The following is a 19137-nucleotide window of genomic DNA, read 5'->3' as shown; positions in this document are numbered from 1 at the left end:
TTATGCGCACCACCCGCGCACTGGGCCAGCAACCATGCGCCTCGCGGGCCTTTGCCTGGAGACCCGCCGCGATGGCGGGCGCGCCGACCTCACCTTTGGCTATGGGCATAAGGATTATTCAGAAGTCAGGGGCGCCGGGCTTACCTAGGATGCCCCGGCACCTGTCATCAGGCTGCAAAGAAGCGATGCGCCGCGCGGCGTTGCCGCAGGCCTTCTTTGATCAGCAGGAGAGCCACATGAGAAGAACAACAACAGGCGCGGGGGCCATGTATCCCCACGCCCTGGCCCTGGCCGTAGCACTGGCAACTGCGCTACCGGCCCAGGCCGCCAGCTTCAACATCGGGGAAATCGAAGGGCGGCTCGACTCCTCCCTGTCCATCGGCGCCAGCTGGGCGCTGGACGATGCCGACGCCAAGTTCATCGGCAAGGCCAATGGCGGCAGCGCCTCCACCCGCACCAGCGACGATGGCCGGCTGAACTTCAAGAAGGGCGAGACCTTCTCGAAGATCTTCAAGGGCGTACACGACCTGCAACTGAGCTACGGCGAGAGCGGCGTGTTCCTGCGCGGCAAATACTGGTACGACTTCGAGCTGAAGGACGAGCACCGCCTGCTCTACGACATCGATGACAGCGGCCGCGACAACGCCGCCCAGTCCTCCGGCTTCGAACTGCTGGACGCCTTCGTCTACCACAACTACCTGATCGGCGATCTGCCCGGCAGCGTGCGCGCCGGCAAGCAGGTGGTGAGCTGGGGCGAGAGCACCTTCATCGGCAACAGCATCAACGCCATCAACCCGGCCGACGTCGCTTCCCTGCGCCGTCCCGGCTCGGAGATCAAGGAAGGCCTGATCCCGGTGAACATGCTGTATGTCACCCAGGGCCTGACCGAAAACCTGTCCGCCGAGGCTTTCTACCAGATCGAGTGGGAGAAGACCGTCCTCGACAACTGCGGCACCTTCTTCAGCACCGACACCGCGGCCAAGGGTTGCGACAACGGCATGACCACCTTCGGCAGCGACTATGACCGCGATCCGTCGGTGTATGGCTGGGTGCCGCGCGGCGACGACCGCGAGGCCCGCGACAGCGGCCAGTTCGGCGTGGCCCTGCGCTGGCTGGTGCCGGAGCTGAACGACACCGAGTTCGGCTTCTACGCCATGAATTACCACAGCCGCACCCCGGAGAGCATGTGGACGGTGGGCCGCGCCAGCCTCAGCGCCGTCACCGGCGCGCCCGGCCCGGCCAGTGCCAGCTACTACCTGGAATACCCCGAAGACATCCGCCTGTACGGCATCAGCTTCGCCACCACCACCCCGGACGGCACCGCGCTGTCGGGCGAGATCAGCTACCGGCCGAACATGCCGCTGTCGCTCAACGGCACCGACGTGTCCACCGCCGCCAGCGTCGGCGGCCTGGTCAGCATGCTGGGCATCGATGGTCTGGCGATCTTCGACAGCGGCTGGGCCGATACCGAGTTCGGCAGCCTGGTGCAGGGCTACAAGCGCATGCCCTTCAGCCAGGCCCAGGTCAGCGCCGTGCACACCTTCGACCAGGTACTCGGCGGCGACCGCCTGACCCTGATCGGCGAAGTCGGCTACAGCCATATCGGCGACCTCGGCTCCAGTGACGGCTCCGACCTGCGCTTCGGCCGCAGCAGCGTGTTCGGCAACGGTGTACTGCCGGGCAACGCCGCGGCGCTGGGCATGACCGGCAACGGCCTGTGCAGCGCGCTGCTCAACACGGCCAATCCGGACCAGTGCACCAGCAAGGGCTTCTACACCCAGAACTCCTGGGGCTACCGCCTGCGCACCCAGCTGGAGTTCAACGACGCCCTCGCCGGGGTCAACCTCAAGCCCAACCTGGCCTTCGCCCATGACGTCGAGGGCTACGGCCCGACCTTCACCGAAGGCAACAAGTCGGTGAGCCTCGGCCTGGATGCCGACTACCTGTCCACCTACACCGCCAGCCTGAGTTACACCAACTACTTCGGCGGCGACTTCAACACCAACACCGACCGCGACTTCCTCGCCTTCAGCGTCGGCATGAGTTTCTGAGGTCTGAGCACATGAAGCTTTCCACTCTCCACACCCAACTCCTGCGCGCCGGCGGCCTGAGCCTCGGCCTGCTCGCCGGCCAGGCCCTGGCCGGCGTGCCGGCCGAGCAGATCGCCCGCCTGGACAAGGACCTGACCCCGATCGGCGCCGAGCGCGCCGGCAACGCCGACGGCAGCATCCCGGCCTGGACCGGTGGCCTGGCCAAGGACGCCGGCAGCCGCGATGCCGCCGGTTTCCTCAGCGACCCGTTCGCCGCCGACCAGCCGCTGTTCACCATCACCGCGCAGAACGCCGGGCAGTACCAGGACAAGCTGACCCCCGGCCAGCTCGCCCTGTTCAAGCGCTACCCGCAGACCTACCGCATCCCGGTCTACCCGACCCGTCGCTCGGTGACCATGCCCAAGGCCTACCTGGACACCAGCCGCCTGAACGCCGCCGACACCCAGCTCGCCGAAGGCGGCAACGGCCTGCACAACTACCGCAGCGGCGGCCTGCCGTTCGCCATCCCGCAGAACGGCCTGGAAGTGATCTGGAACCACATCGGCCGGTACCGGGGCCTGGCCTTCCAGCGCATGGTGGTGCAGGCCTCGCCGCAGGCCAACGGCGCCTTCACCCCGAGCCTGATCAAGCAGCAGCTGGCCTACCCGGTGGGCCTCAGCGACTACGCCGCGCAGGATATGGCCAACGTGCTCTACCTCTACCGCGAGGAGTTCCTCGCCCCCGCGCGCCTGGCCGGCGGCGTGCTGCTGGTCCATGAGACCATCAACCAGGTCAAGGAACCGCGCATGGCCTGGCAGTACAACGCCGGTCAGCGCCGAGTGCGCCGCGCCCCGCAGATCGCCTACGACAGTCCGGGTGCCGAAGGCATGCGCACCATGGACGACTTCGACATGTTCAACGGCGCGCCGGACCGCTTCGACTGGAAGCTGGTAGGCAAGAAGGAGATGTACATCCCCTACAACAGCTACAAGCTGAGCTCGCCCACGCTGAAGTACACCGACATCATCAAGCCCGGCCACCTCAACCCCGAGCACACCCGCTACGAGCTGCACCGCGTGTGGCACCTCACCGCCACCCTCAAGCCAGGCCAGCGCCACGTCTACTCGCGGCGCGACATCTTCCTCGACGAGGACAGCTGGCAGGCCGCCGAGGCCGATGCCTACGATGGCCGCGGCCAGCTGTGGCGCGTATCCGAAGGCCACGGCACGTTCTTCTACGACCAGCAGGTACCGCAGTTCAGCGCCGAGACCCACTACGACGTGCTGTCCGGTCGCTACGCCGTCGGCGCGCTGTTCAACGAAGAGAAGAACGCCTACCAGTTCGACGTCAAGTACAGCCGCAAGCAGTTCACCCCCAGCGCCCTGCGCGCCTCGGGGATCCGTTGATCTCCACGCACCACTCCATCCTTGGCGGCCTCCGGGCCGCCGTTTTTTATCTGCCGTTACACCAGCGAACGTCCGAGGCCCGCGTTTTGCTTTAAATTCACCCCCTGTCCTCCGAAACACCGACCTTGCCCATGAAGTTGCATCAGCTCCGCGCCCTTGTCGCCATCTGTGAAAGCGGCAGCATTCAGGAAGCTTCACGCCTGTTGCACATCTCCCAGCCGGCCCTGTCCAAAGGCATCAAGGAACTGGAGGCCGAGCTCGGCGTGTCCCTGCTGGTCCGTTCCAACCGTGGCATCACCGCCACCGAATTCGGCGAGCGCCTGGTGCGCCGCGCCCGCCTGATCCTCGAGGAAGTGCGCCGCGCCCGCGAGGAAATCGACACACTCAAGGGCGTGATGGATGGCCGCCTGTCGATCGGCGTATCGCCGGTCACCCCCGGCGCCCAGTTCATCGCCAGCCTCAATCGCTACCGCAAGCGCTTCCCCAAGGTGCAGGTGCAGATCCACGAACTGCGGCCGTCCAAACTGATGGAAGGCCTGCGCGAAGGTCAGCTCGACCTGGTGCTGACCTCGCTGCCGGAATCGCGCAGCGCCGACGGCTTCCACTGGACCGAACTCTACGAGCAACCCTCCGTGCTCGCAGTGCGCAAGGGCCACCCACTGCGTGGCGCCTGCTCGCTGCGCGAACTGCTCGGTGAGGAGTGGCTGCTGCAGGACTCCCTGGAGCAGTCCAAGGTCGGCATGATGTTCTTCGATCACCACATCGAATACCCGCAGAACGTCACCGAGTGCGCCTCGGTGGTGCTGTTCACCGAGCTGGCGATGAACACCGACGCGGTCAGCTACTGGTCGCAGCGCCTGCTGGAACGCGTGCAGGCCCTCGGCCAGGAACTCGAAGTGCTCGACATCGCCGAGAAGGTACCGCCGATGAACATCTCCCTGGTCTGCCGCGACCAGGAACTGATGACCCGCGAGGCCAAGGCCCTGGCCGACGAGCTGGTGTACGCCTACAAGAGCCCGCACGCGCCGAAGCTGGGCGATTAGCCCAGGCCTCAGCTCGCGCTCAGGCGTGTCTGATGGTCGAGGAACAGCACCAGGTCGCGCACGCTGGTCACCCGGTCGAACCAGGGATTGTCAGCGGTCCGCTCCAGCGAGCGACCACTGAGCCGGGCCATCTCCTCCAGCAGGTCGAGATCCAGATCGTCGTCATCCAGGCGCAGATCCTGCTTCAGCCGGTCATCGGCACGAATCGGCAGGCGTCCGCCAAGATAGCCGTGCAACGACTCGTACACGGCGCGGAGCACCCAGGTGTCCACCTGCCTCCGCGGGAAAGCACGGGCTAACTGGCAGATGGACTCACCCCGGCGTTGGGCGGCCAAGTGAGCCAGATGACGGCGCTCATGCCATGCAATCCCCAGCCCCGGCAAGGTCAGCCCCGCAACAATCCAAAGCAACTGCGGCTGTAACCAGACTGCCAGGAGCAACCCCGACCAAAAGAGCCAGACCGCCACGCGCCGAGCGGGTGAGACGGCAGCAACAGGCACCTCGGCATCGTGCATTCGTCTGGATGGCATAGGCATTCCGTTCACCTCATCAATAGACCGGCTCGCAGCGCACCTCGGTCTTCACCGAGCTGGCGATAAAGCACTCCTCATGCGCCTGGTGGTGCAGCGCATCGAGCTGCTCGCGGCTGGGGGCCGCGCCATCGAAGGTGACGCTAGGGCGCAGGGTGACGCGGGTCATGGCCAGGCGACCCTCGGCGTTGCGGCCCATCCGGCCTTCGGCTTGGTCGCGGTAGTCGTCCACCCGCCAGCCATCGCGCGCGGCCAGCGACAGGAACCAGAGCATATGGCAGCTGGACAGCGAGGCGACGAAGGCCTCTTCCGGGTCCACCGCATCCTCGCGCGAGCCGGGCAGCGGCACCACCTGCGGCGAGGACGAGGCCGGCACCTCCACGCCGCCGTCGAAGCGCCACAGATGGCCACGGCTGTAGCGGTTGTCGAGGAAGTCCTGATCGCCACGCGACCAGAGGATTTCGGCGGAGTAGATCGCCATCGCAATGCTCCCGAACGGGCCTGGCGGGCCAGCATAACCAAGCCGCCGGACGCTGCACATAACCAAAGCCGATACACATGCGCAGAGGTGATTATCCGCGGCCTGCCCGCCTGCGGCATGCTGCGCATCAACCTGGACGGAACGACAAGGACACCCCATGCCGCTGATCCCGCAGATCCTCGCCTGGCAGGATGAATTCGCGCGATTGTGCCAGCAGACTCACCCGCATCCCGAACTGGCTTCGAGAGCACACACCAATCGCCTGCTCGCAACCCATCTGAACGAGGCCTGATCCATGCAGTCCCCCTCCACCCAGCGACGCGGCCTGATCGTCGCCATGCTGCTGGCCGTGATGGTCATCAGCGTGCTGGACAAGACCATCTTCGCCTTCGCCGGCCCGCAGATCATCGACGAGCTCAAGCTCACCCCCGAGCAGTTCGGCTTCATCGGCAGCGCCTTCTTCTTCCTCTACTCGGTGTCCGGCGTACTGGTCGGCTTCCTCGCCAACCGCGTGGCCAGCCGCTGGATTCTCTGCGGCATGTCGGTGGTGTGGATGGGCGCGCAGATCCTCACCGCGATCTCCACCAGCTTCTACGCCCTGGTCGCCAGCCGCATGCTGCTGGGCGCCGGTTGCGGCCCGGGCACCGCGGTGACCCAGCACGCCGCGTTCAAGTGGTACGCCCCGCGTGACCGCGTGCTGCCGGGCGCCTGGATTCATATCGCGATCATGGTCGGCGCCATCCTCGGCGCGCTGTCGCTGCCCCTGCTGATCCAGCACCTGGGCTGGCGCGTCGGCTACCTGATCCTCGCCGGAATCGGCCTGCTGTGGCTGGTGGTCTGGCTGTTCGTCGGCCGCGAGGGCCAGCATGACGATGCCCCCGAGATCGGCGGCGGCACCGCCAGTTATCGCCACCTGCTGCTCAACCGCACCTTCATCTTCATCACCCTGCTGGGCTTCTGCAGCTACCTGCCCAACGCACTGATCTACAGCTGGGTGCCGACCTACCTGCAGAAGGGCCTGGGCATGAGCCCGATGCAGTCCGGCTATGTGGTGATGGCCGCCACCATTGGCGTGATCGCTCTCAACCTGGTGGTTTCCAGCCTGTCCCAACGCGCCCTAAAGCGCGGTGCCAGCGTGCGCCTGGCCATGGTCTTCCCACCGGCCATCGCCTGCGTGGTCGGCGGCATCGCCATGGCCCTGATGGGCTTCGTCGAGCAGGGCGTGGCCATGACCATCACCCTGTACCTGATCGGCGGCATCGTGGTGAACCTGGTGACTACCTTCTCCAACACCACTGTCGCCTACATCGCCCCGGCCAGACAGCGCGGCAGCATGCTGGCCCTGCACATCGGCCTGATGACCAGCGCCGGCATGCTCGCCCCGCACGTGGTCGGCCAGTCCATCGGCTGGGAAGGCGGCGACCTGGTCAAGGGCTTCGAGCTGGCCGTCGGCCTGTTCGGCATCGCCCTGATGGTCGGCGGCGCGCTGGCCCTGCGCCTGGTCGACCCCGAGCACGACCTGCGCGCCATCGGCAACCTCACTCGCCAACCCACTTCCGCATCCAACAACGAGCCGGCCGCGAGCCAGGCCTGAGTCAGGAAATCTGCACCATGCACAAACGAGTCCCCTCGCCCCAGCAACGTCCCGAACGCATCACCCTGCCGGACAGCTGGCGCAACGCCGACGTGGAAGACGGTTTCTGCGTGGTCGCCGTCGGCGACATCATCATCACCCATGCCATTGCCGACAAACTGGCGCGCAAGTCGCCGGAGCTGCTCGACATCCTCAAGCGTGGCGACGTGGTTGTGGGCAACTACGAGTGCACCGCGATCGACTTCAACCGCTACGACGGCTACCCCGAGGCGCTGTCCGGTTTCTCCTGGCTGCTCAGCGACGCCGACGCCCCGGCGGACCTGGCCAGCATCGGCTTCAACATGATGTCGCGCGCCAACAACCATGCGCTGGACTGGGGTGCGGCCGGCCTGAAGATGACCGACGAACTGCTGGACGATGCCGGCATCGCCCACGCCGGCACCGGTTCCAGCCTGGCCGCGGCGCGCGCGCCGGCCTTCGTCAACACCGCCAACGCGCGCGTCTCACTGATCTCCTACGCCACCACCTTCGAGGCCAACGCCCCGGCCGCCGACGGCCTCGGCATGGTGCCGCCGCGCCCGGGCCTGAGCCCGCTGCGCACCACCCCGCACCGCCTGGTGTCGCCGCAGGACTTCGCCGTGCTCAAGCGCCTCAACGAGCAGGAAGCCTTCCAGGATCACTACCTGCTGCGCACCCTGCACGGCGAGCACAGCGTGCACCTGGGCATGGCCCTGCACTACCGGGTCGACCCCAACGCCGCGCCGGGCACCGTGCGCATCCATTACGAGTGCGACAAGCTCGACCAGGCCGACATCCTGCGCAACCTGCGCCAGGCCAAGCAGAGCAGCGACTTCACCATCGTCGCCCAGCACACCCATGAGCCGGACAACCAGTGCGTCGAGGTGCCCAACTACCTGCCGACCCTGGCGCGCAGCCTGGTCGACAGCGGCGCCGACATGCTCTGCGGCCACGGCCCGCACCAGATCCGCGGCATCGAGGTCTACCAGGGCAAGCCGCTGCTCTATTCGCTGGGCAACTTCTGCTTTATGGACAACAGCATGAAGCTGATGCCCGCAGACAAGTGGGAGAGCCGCGAGTGGCTGGCCGCTGAGGCCTTCGTCGGGCCCAAGGGCATCACCAACCCGCGCCTGACCACCGCGGCCGAGTTTCTCGAATGGAAGCGCGTGGTCGGCATCTTCAGCGAGCCGGTGTGGTTCGAAAGCGTGATCGCCGAGTGCCACTTCAAGGCCGACGGCACCCTGCGTGAACTGCTCCTGTACCCGATCGAACTGGGCTTCAACGGCCGCGACGCCGAGCGCGGCATCCCGCGCCTGGCCTTCGACACCGCCGAGAACCACGCCCAGGCCCAGAGCATTCTCGAACGCCTGCGCGACCTGTCCGCCGAGTTCGGCACCGTCATCGAGATCGAGACCGTGCAGGTCGGCGAGCGCCAGAGCAGCCTCGGCCGCGTGGTGATCGCCTCATGATCACCCACCAGGGCTAGCGCCCCACAAGGTCGCCAGCCCGGGGCACGCCCCACCCATAACGACCGATCCGTCGCCCGGCACAGGCCACAAGCCTGCACCGCAGGCCCGGCCATGCCCGCGAAACCACGCGGGCCGCTTTCACCACTAGGAATTTGCCCTCATGGACCTCTCCAGCTTCTCGCAGAACTACGCCGAAGCCCGGCAGAAATTTCTCGCCGCCAGTGCCGCCGCCGGCTTCGCCGTCGAATCCCATGCCCACCCACTGCGCGGCCGCGACGGCGAGGAGCTGGCGATGGACGTCGCCCGCCTCGGCGCCCCGGACGCCGCCAACCTGCTGATCCTCAGCAGCGCCTGCCATGGCGCCGAGGGCTTCTGCGGCTCCGGCATCCAGATCGCGCATCTGCGCGACAAGGCCTGGATCGAGCGCTGCAAGCGCGACGACCTGGCCGTACTGTTCATCCATGCGCTCAACCCGCACGGATTCTCCTGGCTACGCCGGGTGACCGAGGACAACGTCGACCTCAACCGCAACTTCGTCGACTTCAGCCAGCCGCTGCCGGACAACCCCGACTACCGCGCCATCGCCCACCTGCTGCTGCCCAAGCGCCAGCCACCGACCCTGCTCAGCACCCTGGGCCTGATCGGTTACGCCCTGCGCCACGGGCGCATGGCCCTGCAGGGCGCCATCTCACGCGGCCAGCATAACGACCCCGCAGGCATGTTCTTCGCCGGCACCGAAGCCACCTGGAGCAACCGCACGCTGAAACAGGTGCTACGCCAGCACGGCCAGCAATGCCGCCGCCTGGGCTGGATCGACATCCACACCGGCCTTGGCCCCCGCGGCATCGGCGAGCGCATCTACAAGGGCCGGCAGACGCCGGAAGACATCGCCCGCTGCCGCCGCTGGTGGGGCGAGCAGGTCACCAACAGCGCCGAGGGCAACTCGGTGTCGGCCAAGCTCAACGGCACCATCGACAACGTGGTCCCGGAGATCTGCCCGCAGGCCGAGTACAACGGCCTGACCCTGGAGTACGGCACCCTGCCGGGCCTGCAGGTACTCAACGGCATGCGCGGCGATCACTGGCTGTACCGCAACCCGCAGACACCTGCCGCCCAACAGGAGCGGATCAAGAGCAAGTTGCGCGATGCCTTCTATGTCGATGCCGATGACTGGAAACAGCAGATCCTCGATCAGGCCCGTGAGGTGCTCGATCAGACGCTGAACGGGCTCGCCACGCCGCTGCAGTCCCGCTCCTGAGGCAGCGCGGGCCTCAGAACCTGTTTACGATCTTCTGAATTAGAGCCAGACAAGGCAAAAGTGGCCGAAAAAGCGCAGTTTACGAAGTGTAAATGAGCATTTTGAGACCACTTTTAACGCGGTATGGCCGCGAGTCAGGAGATCGTAAACAGGTTCTCAGCGCAGCTCGAGGCCGTGCTTGCGGTACAGCGCCTGCACCCAACCTTCGCGGTACATCCGCCGCAGATGGTCCTGCAGGCGCTGCAACTCGCCGGGGTCCATACGCGGATGGCAGGCGATGTCTTCCATCAGGGTCAGGAACGGCAGCACCTCGCGCGGGCGCGGGGTGGCCGGGAGCGAGTCCACCACCGCTGAGCTGGTCGCCCATAGCCGCGCGCGGCTGCGCTGCAGCATGCTCAGGTTGAGCGACTCCTTGTTCGAATAGATCACTTCCACGCCGATGCTCTGCAGGTACTCGCCGGCGCCGGAGCCCTGGTGGCTGAGCACGCGCAGGCCGCGCACCTGCTCCAGGCTGCTCAGCTGCAGGTTGTCGTCGGCCTTGGCGTACAGCCCCAGGCGCGACACCAGCAGCGGGCCGACCCAGGCGAAGTGCGGCTCGCGCTCCTGCTGGCGTTCCACCAGCAGCACGCAGCTGCGCTCCTGCTGCTGCACCTGGTGCAGGGCGCGCTGCAGCGGCATGAAGCTCAGTCGATAGGCGATGTCGGCACGGCGGAACAGCTCGGCGGTCAGCTCCGGCACCAGGCCGCTGGCGCTGCCATCGGGGCGCTGCTGCACCAGCGGCGCGCGCTCCCAGGCGAACAGCTGCAGCTCGGCCGCCGCCAGCGGCAGGCTGAGCAGGCTCAGCAACAGCAGGCTAATCCCACGCACGCAGGGCCTCCTCGTACGGCAGGGTGCGCCCGGGCGGGCGCTCGTTGTCCAGGCGTGGCCAGGGTGCGCCGGGCTGGCCCAGCCACTCGCCGGGCGGGCGCGGCGGATTCAGCGCCGGCGCGCAAGCATGTTGCTGACGCTGGCCGACCACCTGCAGGTGGCGGTCGAAGGCCAGGGCCAGATTGCCCAGGGCCTGGCTCGCGCTGAGCTTGCCCGACACCGCCGGGTGCAGCTGGCGCCACCACAGGCTGGCCATGCCGCTGTAGTCCGGCACGTTGGCGCCGGTCGGGGTCCAGCGCCGGGCGGCACGGCTGCGGTAGAACTCGACCAGGCCACCCAGGCGCGGCGCCTCGGCCAGCAGGGCCGGCGAGTCGAGATCGGAGCGGCGGATCGGGGTCAGGCCGACCAGGGTCTTGCGCAGCGACACGCTCTTGGCGGTGACGAACTGGGCGTACAGCCAGGCCGCCTGGCGCTGGCGCAGCGGCGTGGCCTTGAGCAGGGTCCAGGCGCCGACATCCTGGTAGCCGGACTTCATGCCGTCGCGCCAATAGGCGCCGCGCGGCGACGGCGCCACCCGCCACTTGGGCCTGCCCTCGACGTCCACCACCGGGCTGCCCAGCTTGGTGTAGTCGGCGGTGAAGGCGGTGTACCAGAATATCTGCTGGGCCACGTGGCCACGGGCGGCGACATTGCCGGCCTGGTTGAAGCTCATCTGCTGCGCCTCGGGCGGCGCGTAGCGCTGCAGCCAGTCGACGTACTGCTGGATGGCGTAGACCGCCGCCGGACTGTCCAGCGCACCACCACGGGCGACACTGGCGCCTGCCGGGCGGCAGCCCTCGACGCGGATACCCCAGTCGTCCACCGGCAAGCCGTTGGGCAGGCCCAGGTCGGCCACCCCGGCCATGCCCAGCCAGGCGTCGGACAGGCGCCAGCCGATGGAGGGGTCGAAGCCACCGTAGTCCATGTGGCCGTAGACGCGCTGGCCGTCGAGTTCGCCGACCTGCTCGGTGAAGAAGGCGGCGATGTCCTCGTAGGCCGACCAGTTCTGCGGCACGTCCAGCTCGTAGCCGTAGCGCTGGCGGAAGGCCTTGCGCAGCTCCGGGCGCTCGAACCAGTCGCGGCGGTACCAGTAGAGGTTGGCGAACTGCTGGTCGGGCAGCTGGTACAGCTTGCCGTCGGGGGCGGTGACGAAGGGCAGGCCGATGAAGTCGTTCAGATCGAGGGTCGGCAGGGTCACGCTGGCGCCCTCGCCAGCCATGAAGTCGGACAGCACCAACACCTGGCCGTCGCGGAAGTGCTGGCCGAGCAGGTCGCTGTCGCTGACATAGGCGTCGTACAGCGGCAGGCCGGTCTCCTGCTGGGTGCGCAGCTTGTTGACCACGTCGTCTTCGCCGCTGATCTCATGGATCACGCGGATGCCGGTCAGCCGAGTGAACAACGGAGCCAGAACATTGGTCTCGTACCAGTGAGTGTCGATGCGCTCGGCGATCACCCGCACCTGCATGCCGGCGAACGGCTTGCCGGCCTCGGCGAACCAGGCCAGCTCGGCGCGCTGCTCGGCGGCACCCAGGGAGCTGGGCTGCAGCTCGGCCACGGCCTCCTGCAGGGGATCGGCCGCATGCGTGGCCGCGCTCAGCACCAGGCCGAGCAATATCGCAGCGCGCATCGGAGGCTCCTTTTCTAGTTATGCGCTGAGTCTAGGCGACTGCCCAGCGGCGCCGCCAGAGCCGCCTGCGACCGACGGACTCAGGCAAGACCGGCATTTTGCAGCTATAGAAAGAAGAGGGACGGCCGACATAGCAATAACACCCTACAACCATAGTAATGGTCACAGGATGACCGATAAGTGGCCTTTAGCCACTAAACGGCTTCCTGTACACTTCGCGCCCCCCGACTTTGGGTACCTGCTCATGCTGAAGAATCTATCGCTGACCCTGAAGTTGTCGCTGCTGCCTGCCGTTGCGCTGCTCGGCCTGCTGCTCTTCGTGGGCTACAACTCGGTGCAGCTGTCGGCCAACGATGCCCGCCTGGATACCCTGGAAACCCATAGCTTCCCCACCCTGGAAAAAGCCGATGCGGTGAATTTCCAGTTCTCCCGCCTGCCCGGCCTGCTCAATAGCGCCGTCGCCGCCGGCGAGCTGTCGACCCTGGACGAAGCGCGCCAGGTGCTGGCCGAGATCGCCAACCTGCAGCAGGCCCTGCAGCCGCTGACCCGCGCCAACAGCGAGCGCGCCGGTGAGCTGGATGCCTGGCGGCAGGCCATCGGCCGCTACGCCGACAATGCCCTGTCCTCCTCCGAGCAGCTGATCAAGGGCAGCGCCGGCTTCGAAGACCTGCGCCCCAACCTGGACCGCATGGCCAGCGACCTGGCCGCCGCGCAGAAGCTCGGCGAGACCTTCCGCGCCCATGCCTATGAAGACTTCCAGAGCACCCTCGGCCAGGCCCGCACCGACAACGCCGAGACCACTCGCGTCGGCTTCATCCTCACTGCCCTGCTGGTCGGCCTGGTCGGCCTCGGCGCCTGGGTGATCATCCGCGGCATCATGGGCAACGTGCACGGCGTGATCGATTCGCTGAAAGCCATCGCCCGTGGCGACGGCGACCTGACCCGCCGGGTCAATGTCGACTCGCGCGACGAGATCGGCGAGATGATCCAGCTGTTCAACGGCTTCCTCGACAAGCTGCAGGGCACCATCCGCCAGACCATCGATGCCGCCAGCCCGCTGGGCGACATGTCCAAGGAGCTTTATCGGCTGACCCAGGACTCCATCCAGAACGCCCGCTCGCAGCAAGGCCATACCGATTCGATCGGCCGCGACATCCAGACCATGACCAGCAGCATCCTGGAAGTGGCCCAGCGTTCGCAGCAGGCCTCCGAAGGCGCCGGCGCCGCCTCGCGCCAGGCCGGCACCGCCCGCGAGAGCATCGGCAGTCTGTCCAGCAGCATCAGCGACTTGGGCAGCAGCGTGATGGGCGCGGTACAGGCCATGGAACAGCTGGAGGAAGAGACCCAGCAGGTGGGCTCGGTGCTCACCGTGATCCGCAGCATCGCCGAACAGACCAACCTGCTGGCGCTCAACGCCGCCATCGAGGCCGCCCGTGCCGGCGAGCAGGGCCGCGGCTTCGCTGTGGTCGCCGACGAGGTGCGCAACCTTGCGCAGAAGACCGCCGCCTCCACCGCGGAGATCCAGCAGATCATCCAGCGCCTGCAGAACAGCGCCAACGGCGTGCTCAACGTCATGACCGCCAACGGCGACAAGGCGCAGCACAGCATCGAGCGCTCGGTGGAAGCCACCCGCATGCTCGAATCCATCGCCGTGGCGGTGGGTCAGATCGACCAGTTGAACGCCGGCATCGCCCAGCTCACCCAGGAGCAGATCGGCCTGTCCAGTTCCATCCAACAAGAGACCCAAGTGTTGCAGCAGGATGCCCAAGCAACCGCCAACGGGGCCGACGCCACCGCACGCCTAGGCGAGCAGCTGGTCAGCACAGGAGACCACCTGCGCGCGGCAACGGCCCAATTCCGCGTTTAACCCATTCAATGGAGCATCACCGCATGACTACTGCCCGCGTCCTCGGCCTGGCCATCTGCCTGGCCAGCACCTCGGCATTCGCGCTGGAACAAGGCGAAGCCCTCATCAACGGTTTCGGCACCGTCGGCGTCACCTACCTGGGTGGTGAAGACGACGGCCGTGGCTACGGTCTCTCCGGCCAGACCAACGATTCCTGGCGCGGCGACCAGCTGAGCAAGTTCGGCGCCCAGCTGACCTACGGCGTCACCGACACCGTCGGCCTGACCCTGCAGACCACCGCCAAGGCGTACTCCGACGAGTGGAAAGCCAACCTGGAATGGGCCTACCTGTCCTGGCAGAGCACCGACAATCTGATGATGCGCTTCGGCCGCCTGCGCACCCCGGTGTACATGTATTCCGAGAGCATCGACGTGGGCTTCGCCTACCCCTGGCTGCGCCTGCCGGACGAGGTCTACAGCCAGGTCCAGCTGTCCAACTACGAAGGCGCGGACCTGGTCTACAACCTGCCGCTGTCCTTCGCCACCGTCTCCTTCCAGGTAGCCGGCGGTGTTGCCAAGAACCGTGACTACTACCTGTACGACGAAGAATTCGACATCGACTACGACAACGTCTTCGGCGCCAGCGTGAGCCTGGCCACCAACGACTACGGCACCTTCCGCGTCGGTTATGTGGAGTCCGATATCGAGACCGAGATCGCCGGCAGCTTCACCGACATCTTCGGCAACCCGAGCTCCGCCACCCTGCTGGCGCTGGACAAGGACAAGGGCAAGTTCACCTCGATCGGCTACCAGTACGACAACGGCACCTGGCTGACCGCCAACGAGTGGACCAGCCGCGTGATCGAGAATGACAACACCCACAGCACCGACTCGTTCTACCTGATGGGCGGCCGCCGCTTCGGCGACTTCCTGGCTCACGTCACCTATGCCCAGCTGGACGAGGACGAAGGCCGCCAGAACTCCTGGACCCTCGGCCTGAACTACAACATCCTGCCGACCGTGGTGCTGAAGGGCGAGTACAAGCGCGTGGACACCAACGGTGGCTACGACGGCGTATTCGTGCGCAACTCCCAGGAGCTGTACGACAACACTGTCAACGACCGCACCAACGGCCTGCTCGGCGTACCGGCGCGCAACTACGACGGCGACATCATCAGCGCCGGCGTCGACTTCGTCTTCTGAGGAGCATGCACATGAAGCAGTCCATTCGCATCCTCATCGCCGCCGCCAGCCTGGGCGTTGCCGCCCTGGCCCAGACCGGAATGGCCCAGGCCGAAGTCGCCGTGATCGTCAACGCCGGTGCGTCCGCCGCGCCGTCGCAGTCTGACGTGGCCAACATCTTCCTGGGCAAGAACAAGTCGCTGAAAGGCGTCGACCAGAAAGACTGGAACCCGACCAAGGAGAAGTTCTACACCGCGGTCACCAACAAGAACGAAGCCCAGCTGAAGTCCTACTGGTCCGGCCTGGTGTTCACCGGCAAGGGCCAGCCGCTGCCGAGCGTGGCCGGCGACGCCGACGTGGTCGCCAAGGTGGCCGCCGAAGCCGATGCCATCGGCTACGTGGACAAGGCCGCGGTGACCGACAAGGTCAAGGTGCTGTTCACCCTGCCCTGATTTCGGGGTAGCGCGATGAAAGAGGCCGGTGGGGCGACCCACCGGCCTTTTTTCATGCCTGGCGCATCTCCGCCACCAGGATCGCCAGCAGCTCTCCGGCCGGCAACTCGCGCGCCAGCGGTGCGCCCTGGCCGGCCCATTGGGCGGCGAAGTCGTGGTTGCCTCGGGCCACGGCTGCCGCCTGCAGGGCCTTGGTGGCGTCATAGGTGTAGGAGTAACCGGGCAGCACCGGCGCACCGATGCGCCCCAGCTCGCTGAACACCCGATTGGGCAACCCGCGTGCGGGGCGCCCGGACATCGCCGCAGTGATCTGCGTGCAATGGGCCTTCTCGCTCTTGAGCGCTGCGCGGTAGGCAGCATTGGCCAGCGATTCCGGGCACAGCACGAACGCGGTGCCCATCTGCACGCCGGCGGCGCCGAGGGCCAGTGCGGCGTTGATGCCGGCGCCATCCATGATCCCGCCTGCCGCAATCACTGGCAGCCGGCTGCGAGACGCCAGCACCCGCACCAGAGCCAGGGTGCCGATGCCGGGGTCGCCCTGCTCCGGCTCGAACAGGCCGCGATGGCCGCCCGCCTCGATGCCTTGCGCCACCAGTGCATCGACCCCGGCGGCCGCGGCCAGCTCGGCCTCGGCCAAGCTGGTGACGCAGGCCAGCAGGCGGATGCCGGCTGCCTTGAGGGCGTCGATGCTGGCCTGCGGCGGCAGGCCGAAGTGGAAGCTGACCACTGCCGGCCGCTCTTCCAGCAACATCGCCAGCATGTCCGCATCGGCGACGAAGCTGCGGTAGATGTCGCGCAGCTCACCCGGTGGCGTGGCGCCGAACTCGGCGAAGAACGGCCGCAAATGCTCCAGCCAGGCGGCCTGGGCCGCAGTATCCACAGAGCTCGGACGGTGGCAGAACAGGTTGATGTTGAACGGCTTGCTGGTCAGCCCGCGCAGCTCGACGATCAGCGCGCGGCCCTGCTCCGCCGTACTCGCCGCCAGACTGATCGAGCCCAGGCCTCCGGCATTGGAGACCGCCGCCGCCAGCTGCGGGGTGGAGACGCCGAGCATCGGCGCCTGGATGATCGGCTGCTCGATGGCGAGCAATTCGATGATGCACGGCGTTGTCATGTTCTCGACTCCGGGGCGGCTGGACTTGACCAAGCGTTCTCAAAAAGAGATTCTTCTAAAAATATTATTCTCTTTAAGAGATTATTGGAAGCCCATGGATCTCTCGACGCTGACCATCTTTCGCACCGTTGCCCTGGAGCAGAGCATCACGCGCGCGGCCCAACGCCTGGAGCGCGTGCAGTCCACCGTGACCACGCGCATCCGCCAGCTGGAGGACGACCTCGGCGTACAGCTGTTCCTGCGCGAGGGCAAGCGCATGAGCCTGACCGAGCAGGGCCGCGAGTTCCTCGCCTATGCCGAGCGCCTGCTGGCCCTGGCCGACGAGGCGCGCCAGGCCATGCACCCCCAGCAACCGGGCGGCACCCTGCGCCTGGGCAGCATGGAAAGCACCGCGGCCAGCCGCCTGCCCGGACAGCTAGCGCGTTTTCACCGCGCTTTCCCGCAGGTCAGCCTGGAGGTCAGTACCGGCCCCAGCCAACCGCTGCTCGACGCCGTGCTAGCGCGGCGCCTGGACTGCGCGCTGATCGCCGCGCCGACCAGCCGGGTCGGCACGCGCTGGGCCGTCGAGGCGCTGGACCCCAGCCTGCTCAGCCAGGCGGTGTTCCGCGAGGAACTGCTGCTGGTGCTGCCGAGCGACCACCCACCGGTCCGCGGCCCACAAGATGTGCAGCTGCGTACCCTGGCCGGCTTCGTCCAGGGCTGCACCTACCGGCAGATCGCCCAGAGCTGGTTGAACGGCGCCGGCAGCCCGGTGCGCGTGCAGGAGGTCGGCTCCTACCACGCGATTCTCGCCTGCGTGGCCGCCGGCTCCTGCGTTGGCATCCTGCCGCGCTCGTTGCTCGAACTGCTGCGCGAACCGCCGGCGGTGCAGTGCGTGCCGCTGCTCGAAGTCGACACCCTGCTGGTGTGGCGTGGCGACTACCGCAGCGCGGCCTTCGAGCAATGGCGCGAGACGCTGCAGGCAGCCTGATGCCAGGACGCTTTACCGCCCCCATCGCCGCCGCCCTGCTGCTGGCCATCGGTATGGGCTTCGGCCGCTTCGCCTTTACCGGCCTCTATCCACTGATGCTCGATGACGGCCTGCTCAGTCTGCACGCCGGCTCGCTGGCGGCCTCGGCCAACTACGCGGGCTACCTGCTCGGCGCACTGCTGCTGGCCCGCAGCAACGCCAACCGAGCCGAGCACCTGTGTCAGTGGGCCCTGGGCGGCACCCTGCTGACGCTGGCCGCGCTGGCCTGGATCAGCCAGCCCTGGCTGATCGTGCTGACCCGCTTGGCTGCCGGGCTGTTCAGCGCCATGGCCCTGGTCGGCGCCTCGCTCTGGCTGCTCTCTGCCGGCGGCCAGGCGCGCAGCGCGCCACTGCTGTTCGCCGGCGTCGGCCTGGGTATTGCGCTGTCGGCGCAACTGATCGCCCTTGGCCACGCGGGCGGCCTGCATAGCCAGGCACTGTGGCTGAGCCTGGCCCTTGGCGGCCTGCTGCTGGCGCTGCCGGCCTGGCTGCAGCTGCGCCGGCCGCCTCGGTGCGACGGCGCCGCGCCGGGGGCATCTACCGTCGCCACGGGGAATCTGGGCGCGTGGCGCCTTATCCTGATCTACGGCCTGGCCGGCCTCGGTTACATCGTGACTGCCACCTACCTGCCGCTGCTATTGCAAGGCCATCTCGGCGACCTCGACCCACTGCAGATCTGGACCGCCTTCGGTCTCGCCGCCATGCCCTCATGCTTTGCCTGGCATGCCGTGCATCGGCGCCTGGGCACGGCGCGCGGCCTGACACTCAACCTGCTGTTGCAGGCGGTCGGGGTGATCTTGCCGGTGTTCAGCCAGGCCACCTGGGGCTGCCTGGGCAGCGCAGTGCTGGTCGGCGCCACCTTCATGGGCACGGTGACCATCGCCATGCCGGCGGCTCAGGCCCTGGCCGGCCGCGTGCGCTTCAACATGCCGGCGACCATCACCGCCGCCTATGGCCTGGGCCAGATTCTCGGGCCGCTGCTGGCCTCGGCGCTGTTCGCCCGCAGCCACAGCTTCAACCCGGCCCTGCTGGTCGCGGCGGGCGCCCTGGCGCTGGGTGCGGCCCTGTGTCGGCCCTATGCCCGTTCGGCCCGGCCTGCGACCTAGGTCCAATTGGCGACATGCTGCGAAAGCGCCAGCATGCGGCAAACCTCCCCGCGCAGGGATCACTCCC

The 19137-nt window shown here is 67.2% G+C and carries 17 protein-coding genes; 12 read left to right on the top strand and 5 right to left on the bottom strand.

All coding sequences use genetic code 11. The features are described from left to right. Nucleotides 1-236 precede the first annotated feature (236 nt). The 3 genes from IB232_RS14050 to IB232_RS14040 all read left to right on the top strand — a co-directional run bounded on the left by IB232_RS14050 (nt 237) and on the right by IB232_RS14040 (nt 4479). Nucleotides 237-2051 (top strand): DUF1302 domain-containing protein, encoded by a 1815-nt coding sequence (locus tag IB232_RS14050; RefSeq protein WP_192399240.1) that lies wholly within the window; start codon nt 237-239, stop codon nt 2049-2051. An 11-nt stretch (nt 2052-2062) separates the two neighbouring features. Continuing rightward, complete coding sequence (locus IB232_RS14045) at nt 2063-3436, top strand: DUF1329 domain-containing protein (RefSeq protein ID WP_192399239.1); 1374 nt, start codon at nt 2063-2065, stop codon at nt 3434-3436. Nucleotides 3437-3567: 131 nt separating this feature from the next. Beyond that, nucleotides 3568-4479 (top strand): LysR family transcriptional regulator, encoded by a 912-nt coding sequence (locus IB232_RS14040; protein ID WP_192399238.1) that lies wholly within the window; start codon nt 3568-3570, stop codon nt 4477-4479. A gap of 8 nt (nt 4480-4487) precedes the next feature. Here the strand turns inward: IB232_RS14040 and IB232_RS14035 are convergent, their stop codons facing one another. Together IB232_RS14035 and IB232_RS14030 are read right to left on the bottom strand one after the other, a co-directional pair. Then, on the bottom strand, nt 4488-4751 hold the full coding sequence (locus IB232_RS14035; RefSeq protein ID WP_192399237.1) for a hypothetical protein: 264 nt from the start codon (nt 4749-4751) through the stop codon (nt 4488-4490). Between the two features lie 277 nt (nt 4752-5028). Then, the gene (locus tag IB232_RS14030) at nt 5029-5490 is read right to left on the bottom strand and encodes an OsmC family protein (RefSeq protein WP_192399236.1); all 462 of its coding nucleotides are present in this window, start codon (nt 5488-5490) and stop codon (nt 5029-5031) included. 157 nt (nt 5491-5647) lie between these two features. On the opposite strand from IB232_RS14030, the gene IB232_RS23685 reads away from it, so the two are divergent. The 4 genes from IB232_RS23685 to IB232_RS14015 all read left to right on the top strand — a co-directional run bounded on the left by IB232_RS23685 (nt 5648) and on the right by IB232_RS14015 (nt 9829). Then, complete coding sequence (locus tag IB232_RS23685) at nt 5648-5782, top strand: hypothetical protein (protein WP_263863940.1); 135 nt, start codon at nt 5648-5650, stop codon at nt 5780-5782. Between the two features lie 3 nt (nt 5783-5785). After that, nucleotides 5786-7084, top strand: a complete 1299-nt coding sequence (locus IB232_RS14025; protein WP_192399235.1) for an MFS transporter — start codon at nt 5786-5788, stop codon at nt 7082-7084. A gap of 17 nt (nt 7085-7101) precedes the next feature. Next, nucleotides 7102-8571, top strand: coding sequence for a CapA family protein (locus IB232_RS14020; RefSeq protein WP_192399234.1), 1470 nt, complete (start codon nt 7102-7104; stop codon nt 8569-8571). Between the two features lie 160 nt (nt 8572-8731). Further along, nucleotides 8732-9829, top strand: a complete 1098-nt coding sequence (locus IB232_RS14015) for a M14 family metallopeptidase (RefSeq protein WP_192399233.1) — start codon at nt 8732-8734, stop codon at nt 9827-9829. Nucleotides 9830-9985: 156 nt separating this feature from the next. Here IB232_RS14015 and IB232_RS14010 read toward each other — a convergent pair whose 3' ends face one another. Both IB232_RS14010 and IB232_RS14005 read right to left on the bottom strand, forming a co-directional pair. After that, complete coding sequence (locus IB232_RS14010) at nt 9986-10696, bottom strand: substrate-binding periplasmic protein (protein WP_192399232.1); 711 nt, start codon at nt 10694-10696, stop codon at nt 9986-9988. Beyond that, entirely contained in the window at nt 10683-12362 is a 1680-nt protein-coding gene (locus IB232_RS14005) for an ABC transporter substrate-binding protein (RefSeq protein WP_192399231.1), read from the bottom strand. The genes IB232_RS14010 and IB232_RS14005 overlap by 14 nt, the downstream gene beginning before the upstream one ends. Nucleotides 12363-12606: 244 nt before the next feature. Between IB232_RS14005 and IB232_RS14000 the strand changes: the two genes are divergently transcribed. The 3 genes from IB232_RS14000 to IB232_RS13990 are packed head-to-tail and all read left to right on the top strand — an operon-like array spanning nt 12607 to nt 15841. Next, nucleotides 12607-14229, top strand: coding sequence for a methyl-accepting chemotaxis protein (locus tag IB232_RS14000; protein ID WP_192399230.1), 1623 nt, complete (start codon nt 12607-12609; stop codon nt 14227-14229). 23 nt (nt 14230-14252) lie between these two features. Next, the gene (locus IB232_RS13995; protein ID WP_192399229.1) at nt 14253-15410 is read left to right on the top strand and encodes a hypothetical protein; all 1158 of its coding nucleotides are present in this window, start codon (nt 14253-14255) and stop codon (nt 15408-15410) included. Nucleotides 15411-15421: 11 nt separating this feature from the next. Then, complete coding sequence (locus tag IB232_RS13990) at nt 15422-15841, top strand: phosphate ABC transporter substrate-binding protein (RefSeq protein WP_192399228.1); 420 nt, start codon at nt 15422-15424, stop codon at nt 15839-15841. Nucleotides 15842-15893: 52 nt separating this feature from the next. Here IB232_RS13990 and IB232_RS13985 read toward each other — a convergent pair whose 3' ends face one another. Further along, complete coding sequence (locus IB232_RS13985; RefSeq protein WP_192399227.1) at nt 15894-16955, bottom strand: NAD(P)H-dependent flavin oxidoreductase; 1062 nt, start codon at nt 16953-16955, stop codon at nt 15894-15896. Nucleotides 16956-17049: 94 nt separating this feature from the next. On the opposite strand from IB232_RS13985, the gene IB232_RS13980 reads away from it, so the two are divergent. Continuing rightward, nucleotides 17050-17925: a LysR substrate-binding domain-containing protein gene (locus tag IB232_RS13980; protein ID WP_192399226.1), complete on the top strand. Its 876-nt coding sequence runs from the start codon at nt 17050-17052 to the stop codon at nt 17923-17925. Beyond that, the gene (locus tag IB232_RS13975) at nt 17925-19070 is read left to right on the top strand and encodes a YbfB/YjiJ family MFS transporter (protein WP_192399225.1); all 1146 of its coding nucleotides are present in this window, start codon (nt 17925-17927) and stop codon (nt 19068-19070) included. The genes IB232_RS13980 and IB232_RS13975 overlap by 1 nt, the downstream gene beginning before the upstream one ends. The last annotated feature ends 67 nt before the right edge of the window (nt 19071-19137 follow it).

The organism is Pseudomonas sp. PDM15 (assembly GCF_014851565.1).
Lineage (GTDB): Bacteria > Pseudomonadota > Gammaproteobacteria > Pseudomonadales > Pseudomonadaceae > Aquipseudomonas.
This window is presented reverse-complemented; position numbering and strand designations above follow the sequence as displayed.

Excerpts from the sequence above, each read along its gene's own strand:
- IB232_RS13980 (WP_192399226.1), top strand. The coding sequence starts at position 17,050 with ATGGATCTCTCGACGCTGACCATCTTTCGCACCGTTGCCCTGGAGCAG.
- IB232_RS13995 (WP_192399229.1), top strand. The coding sequence starts at position 14,253 with ATGACTACTGCCCGCGTCCTCGGCCTGGCCATCTGCCTGGCCAGCACC.
- IB232_RS14025 (WP_192399235.1), top strand. The coding sequence starts at position 5,786 with ATGCAGTCCCCCTCCACCCAGCGACGCGGCCTGATCGTCGCCATGCTG.
- IB232_RS13985 (WP_192399227.1), bottom strand. The coding sequence starts at position 16,955 with ATGACAACGCCGTGCATCATCGAATTGCTCGCCATCGAGCAGCCGATC.
- IB232_RS14005 (WP_192399231.1), bottom strand. The coding sequence starts at position 12,362 with ATGCGCGCTGCGATATTGCTCGGCCTGGTGCTGAGCGCGGCCACGCAT.
- IB232_RS14045 (WP_192399239.1), top strand. The coding sequence starts at position 2,063 with ATGAAGCTTTCCACTCTCCACACCCAACTCCTGCGCGCCGGCGGCCTG.
- IB232_RS14040 (WP_192399238.1), top strand. The coding sequence starts at position 3,568 with ATGAAGTTGCATCAGCTCCGCGCCCTTGTCGCCATCTGTGAAAGCGGC.
- IB232_RS14015 (WP_192399233.1), top strand. The coding sequence starts at position 8,732 with ATGGACCTCTCCAGCTTCTCGCAGAACTACGCCGAAGCCCGGCAGAAA.
- IB232_RS14050 (WP_192399240.1), top strand. The coding sequence starts at position 237 with ATGAGAAGAACAACAACAGGCGCGGGGGCCATGTATCCCCACGCCCTG.
- IB232_RS13975 (WP_192399225.1), top strand. The coding sequence starts at position 17,925 with ATGCCAGGACGCTTTACCGCCCCCATCGCCGCCGCCCTGCTGCTGGCC.
- IB232_RS23685 (WP_263863940.1), top strand. The coding sequence starts at position 5,648 with ATGCCGCTGATCCCGCAGATCCTCGCCTGGCAGGATGAATTCGCGCGA.
- IB232_RS13990 (WP_192399228.1), top strand. The coding sequence starts at position 15,422 with ATGAAGCAGTCCATTCGCATCCTCATCGCCGCCGCCAGCCTGGGCGTT.
- IB232_RS14020 (WP_192399234.1), top strand. The coding sequence starts at position 7,102 with ATGCACAAACGAGTCCCCTCGCCCCAGCAACGTCCCGAACGCATCACC.
- IB232_RS14030 (WP_192399236.1), bottom strand. The coding sequence starts at position 5,490 with ATGGCGATCTACTCCGCCGAAATCCTCTGGTCGCGTGGCGATCAGGAC.
- IB232_RS14000 (WP_192399230.1), top strand. The coding sequence starts at position 12,607 with ATGCTGAAGAATCTATCGCTGACCCTGAAGTTGTCGCTGCTGCCTGCC.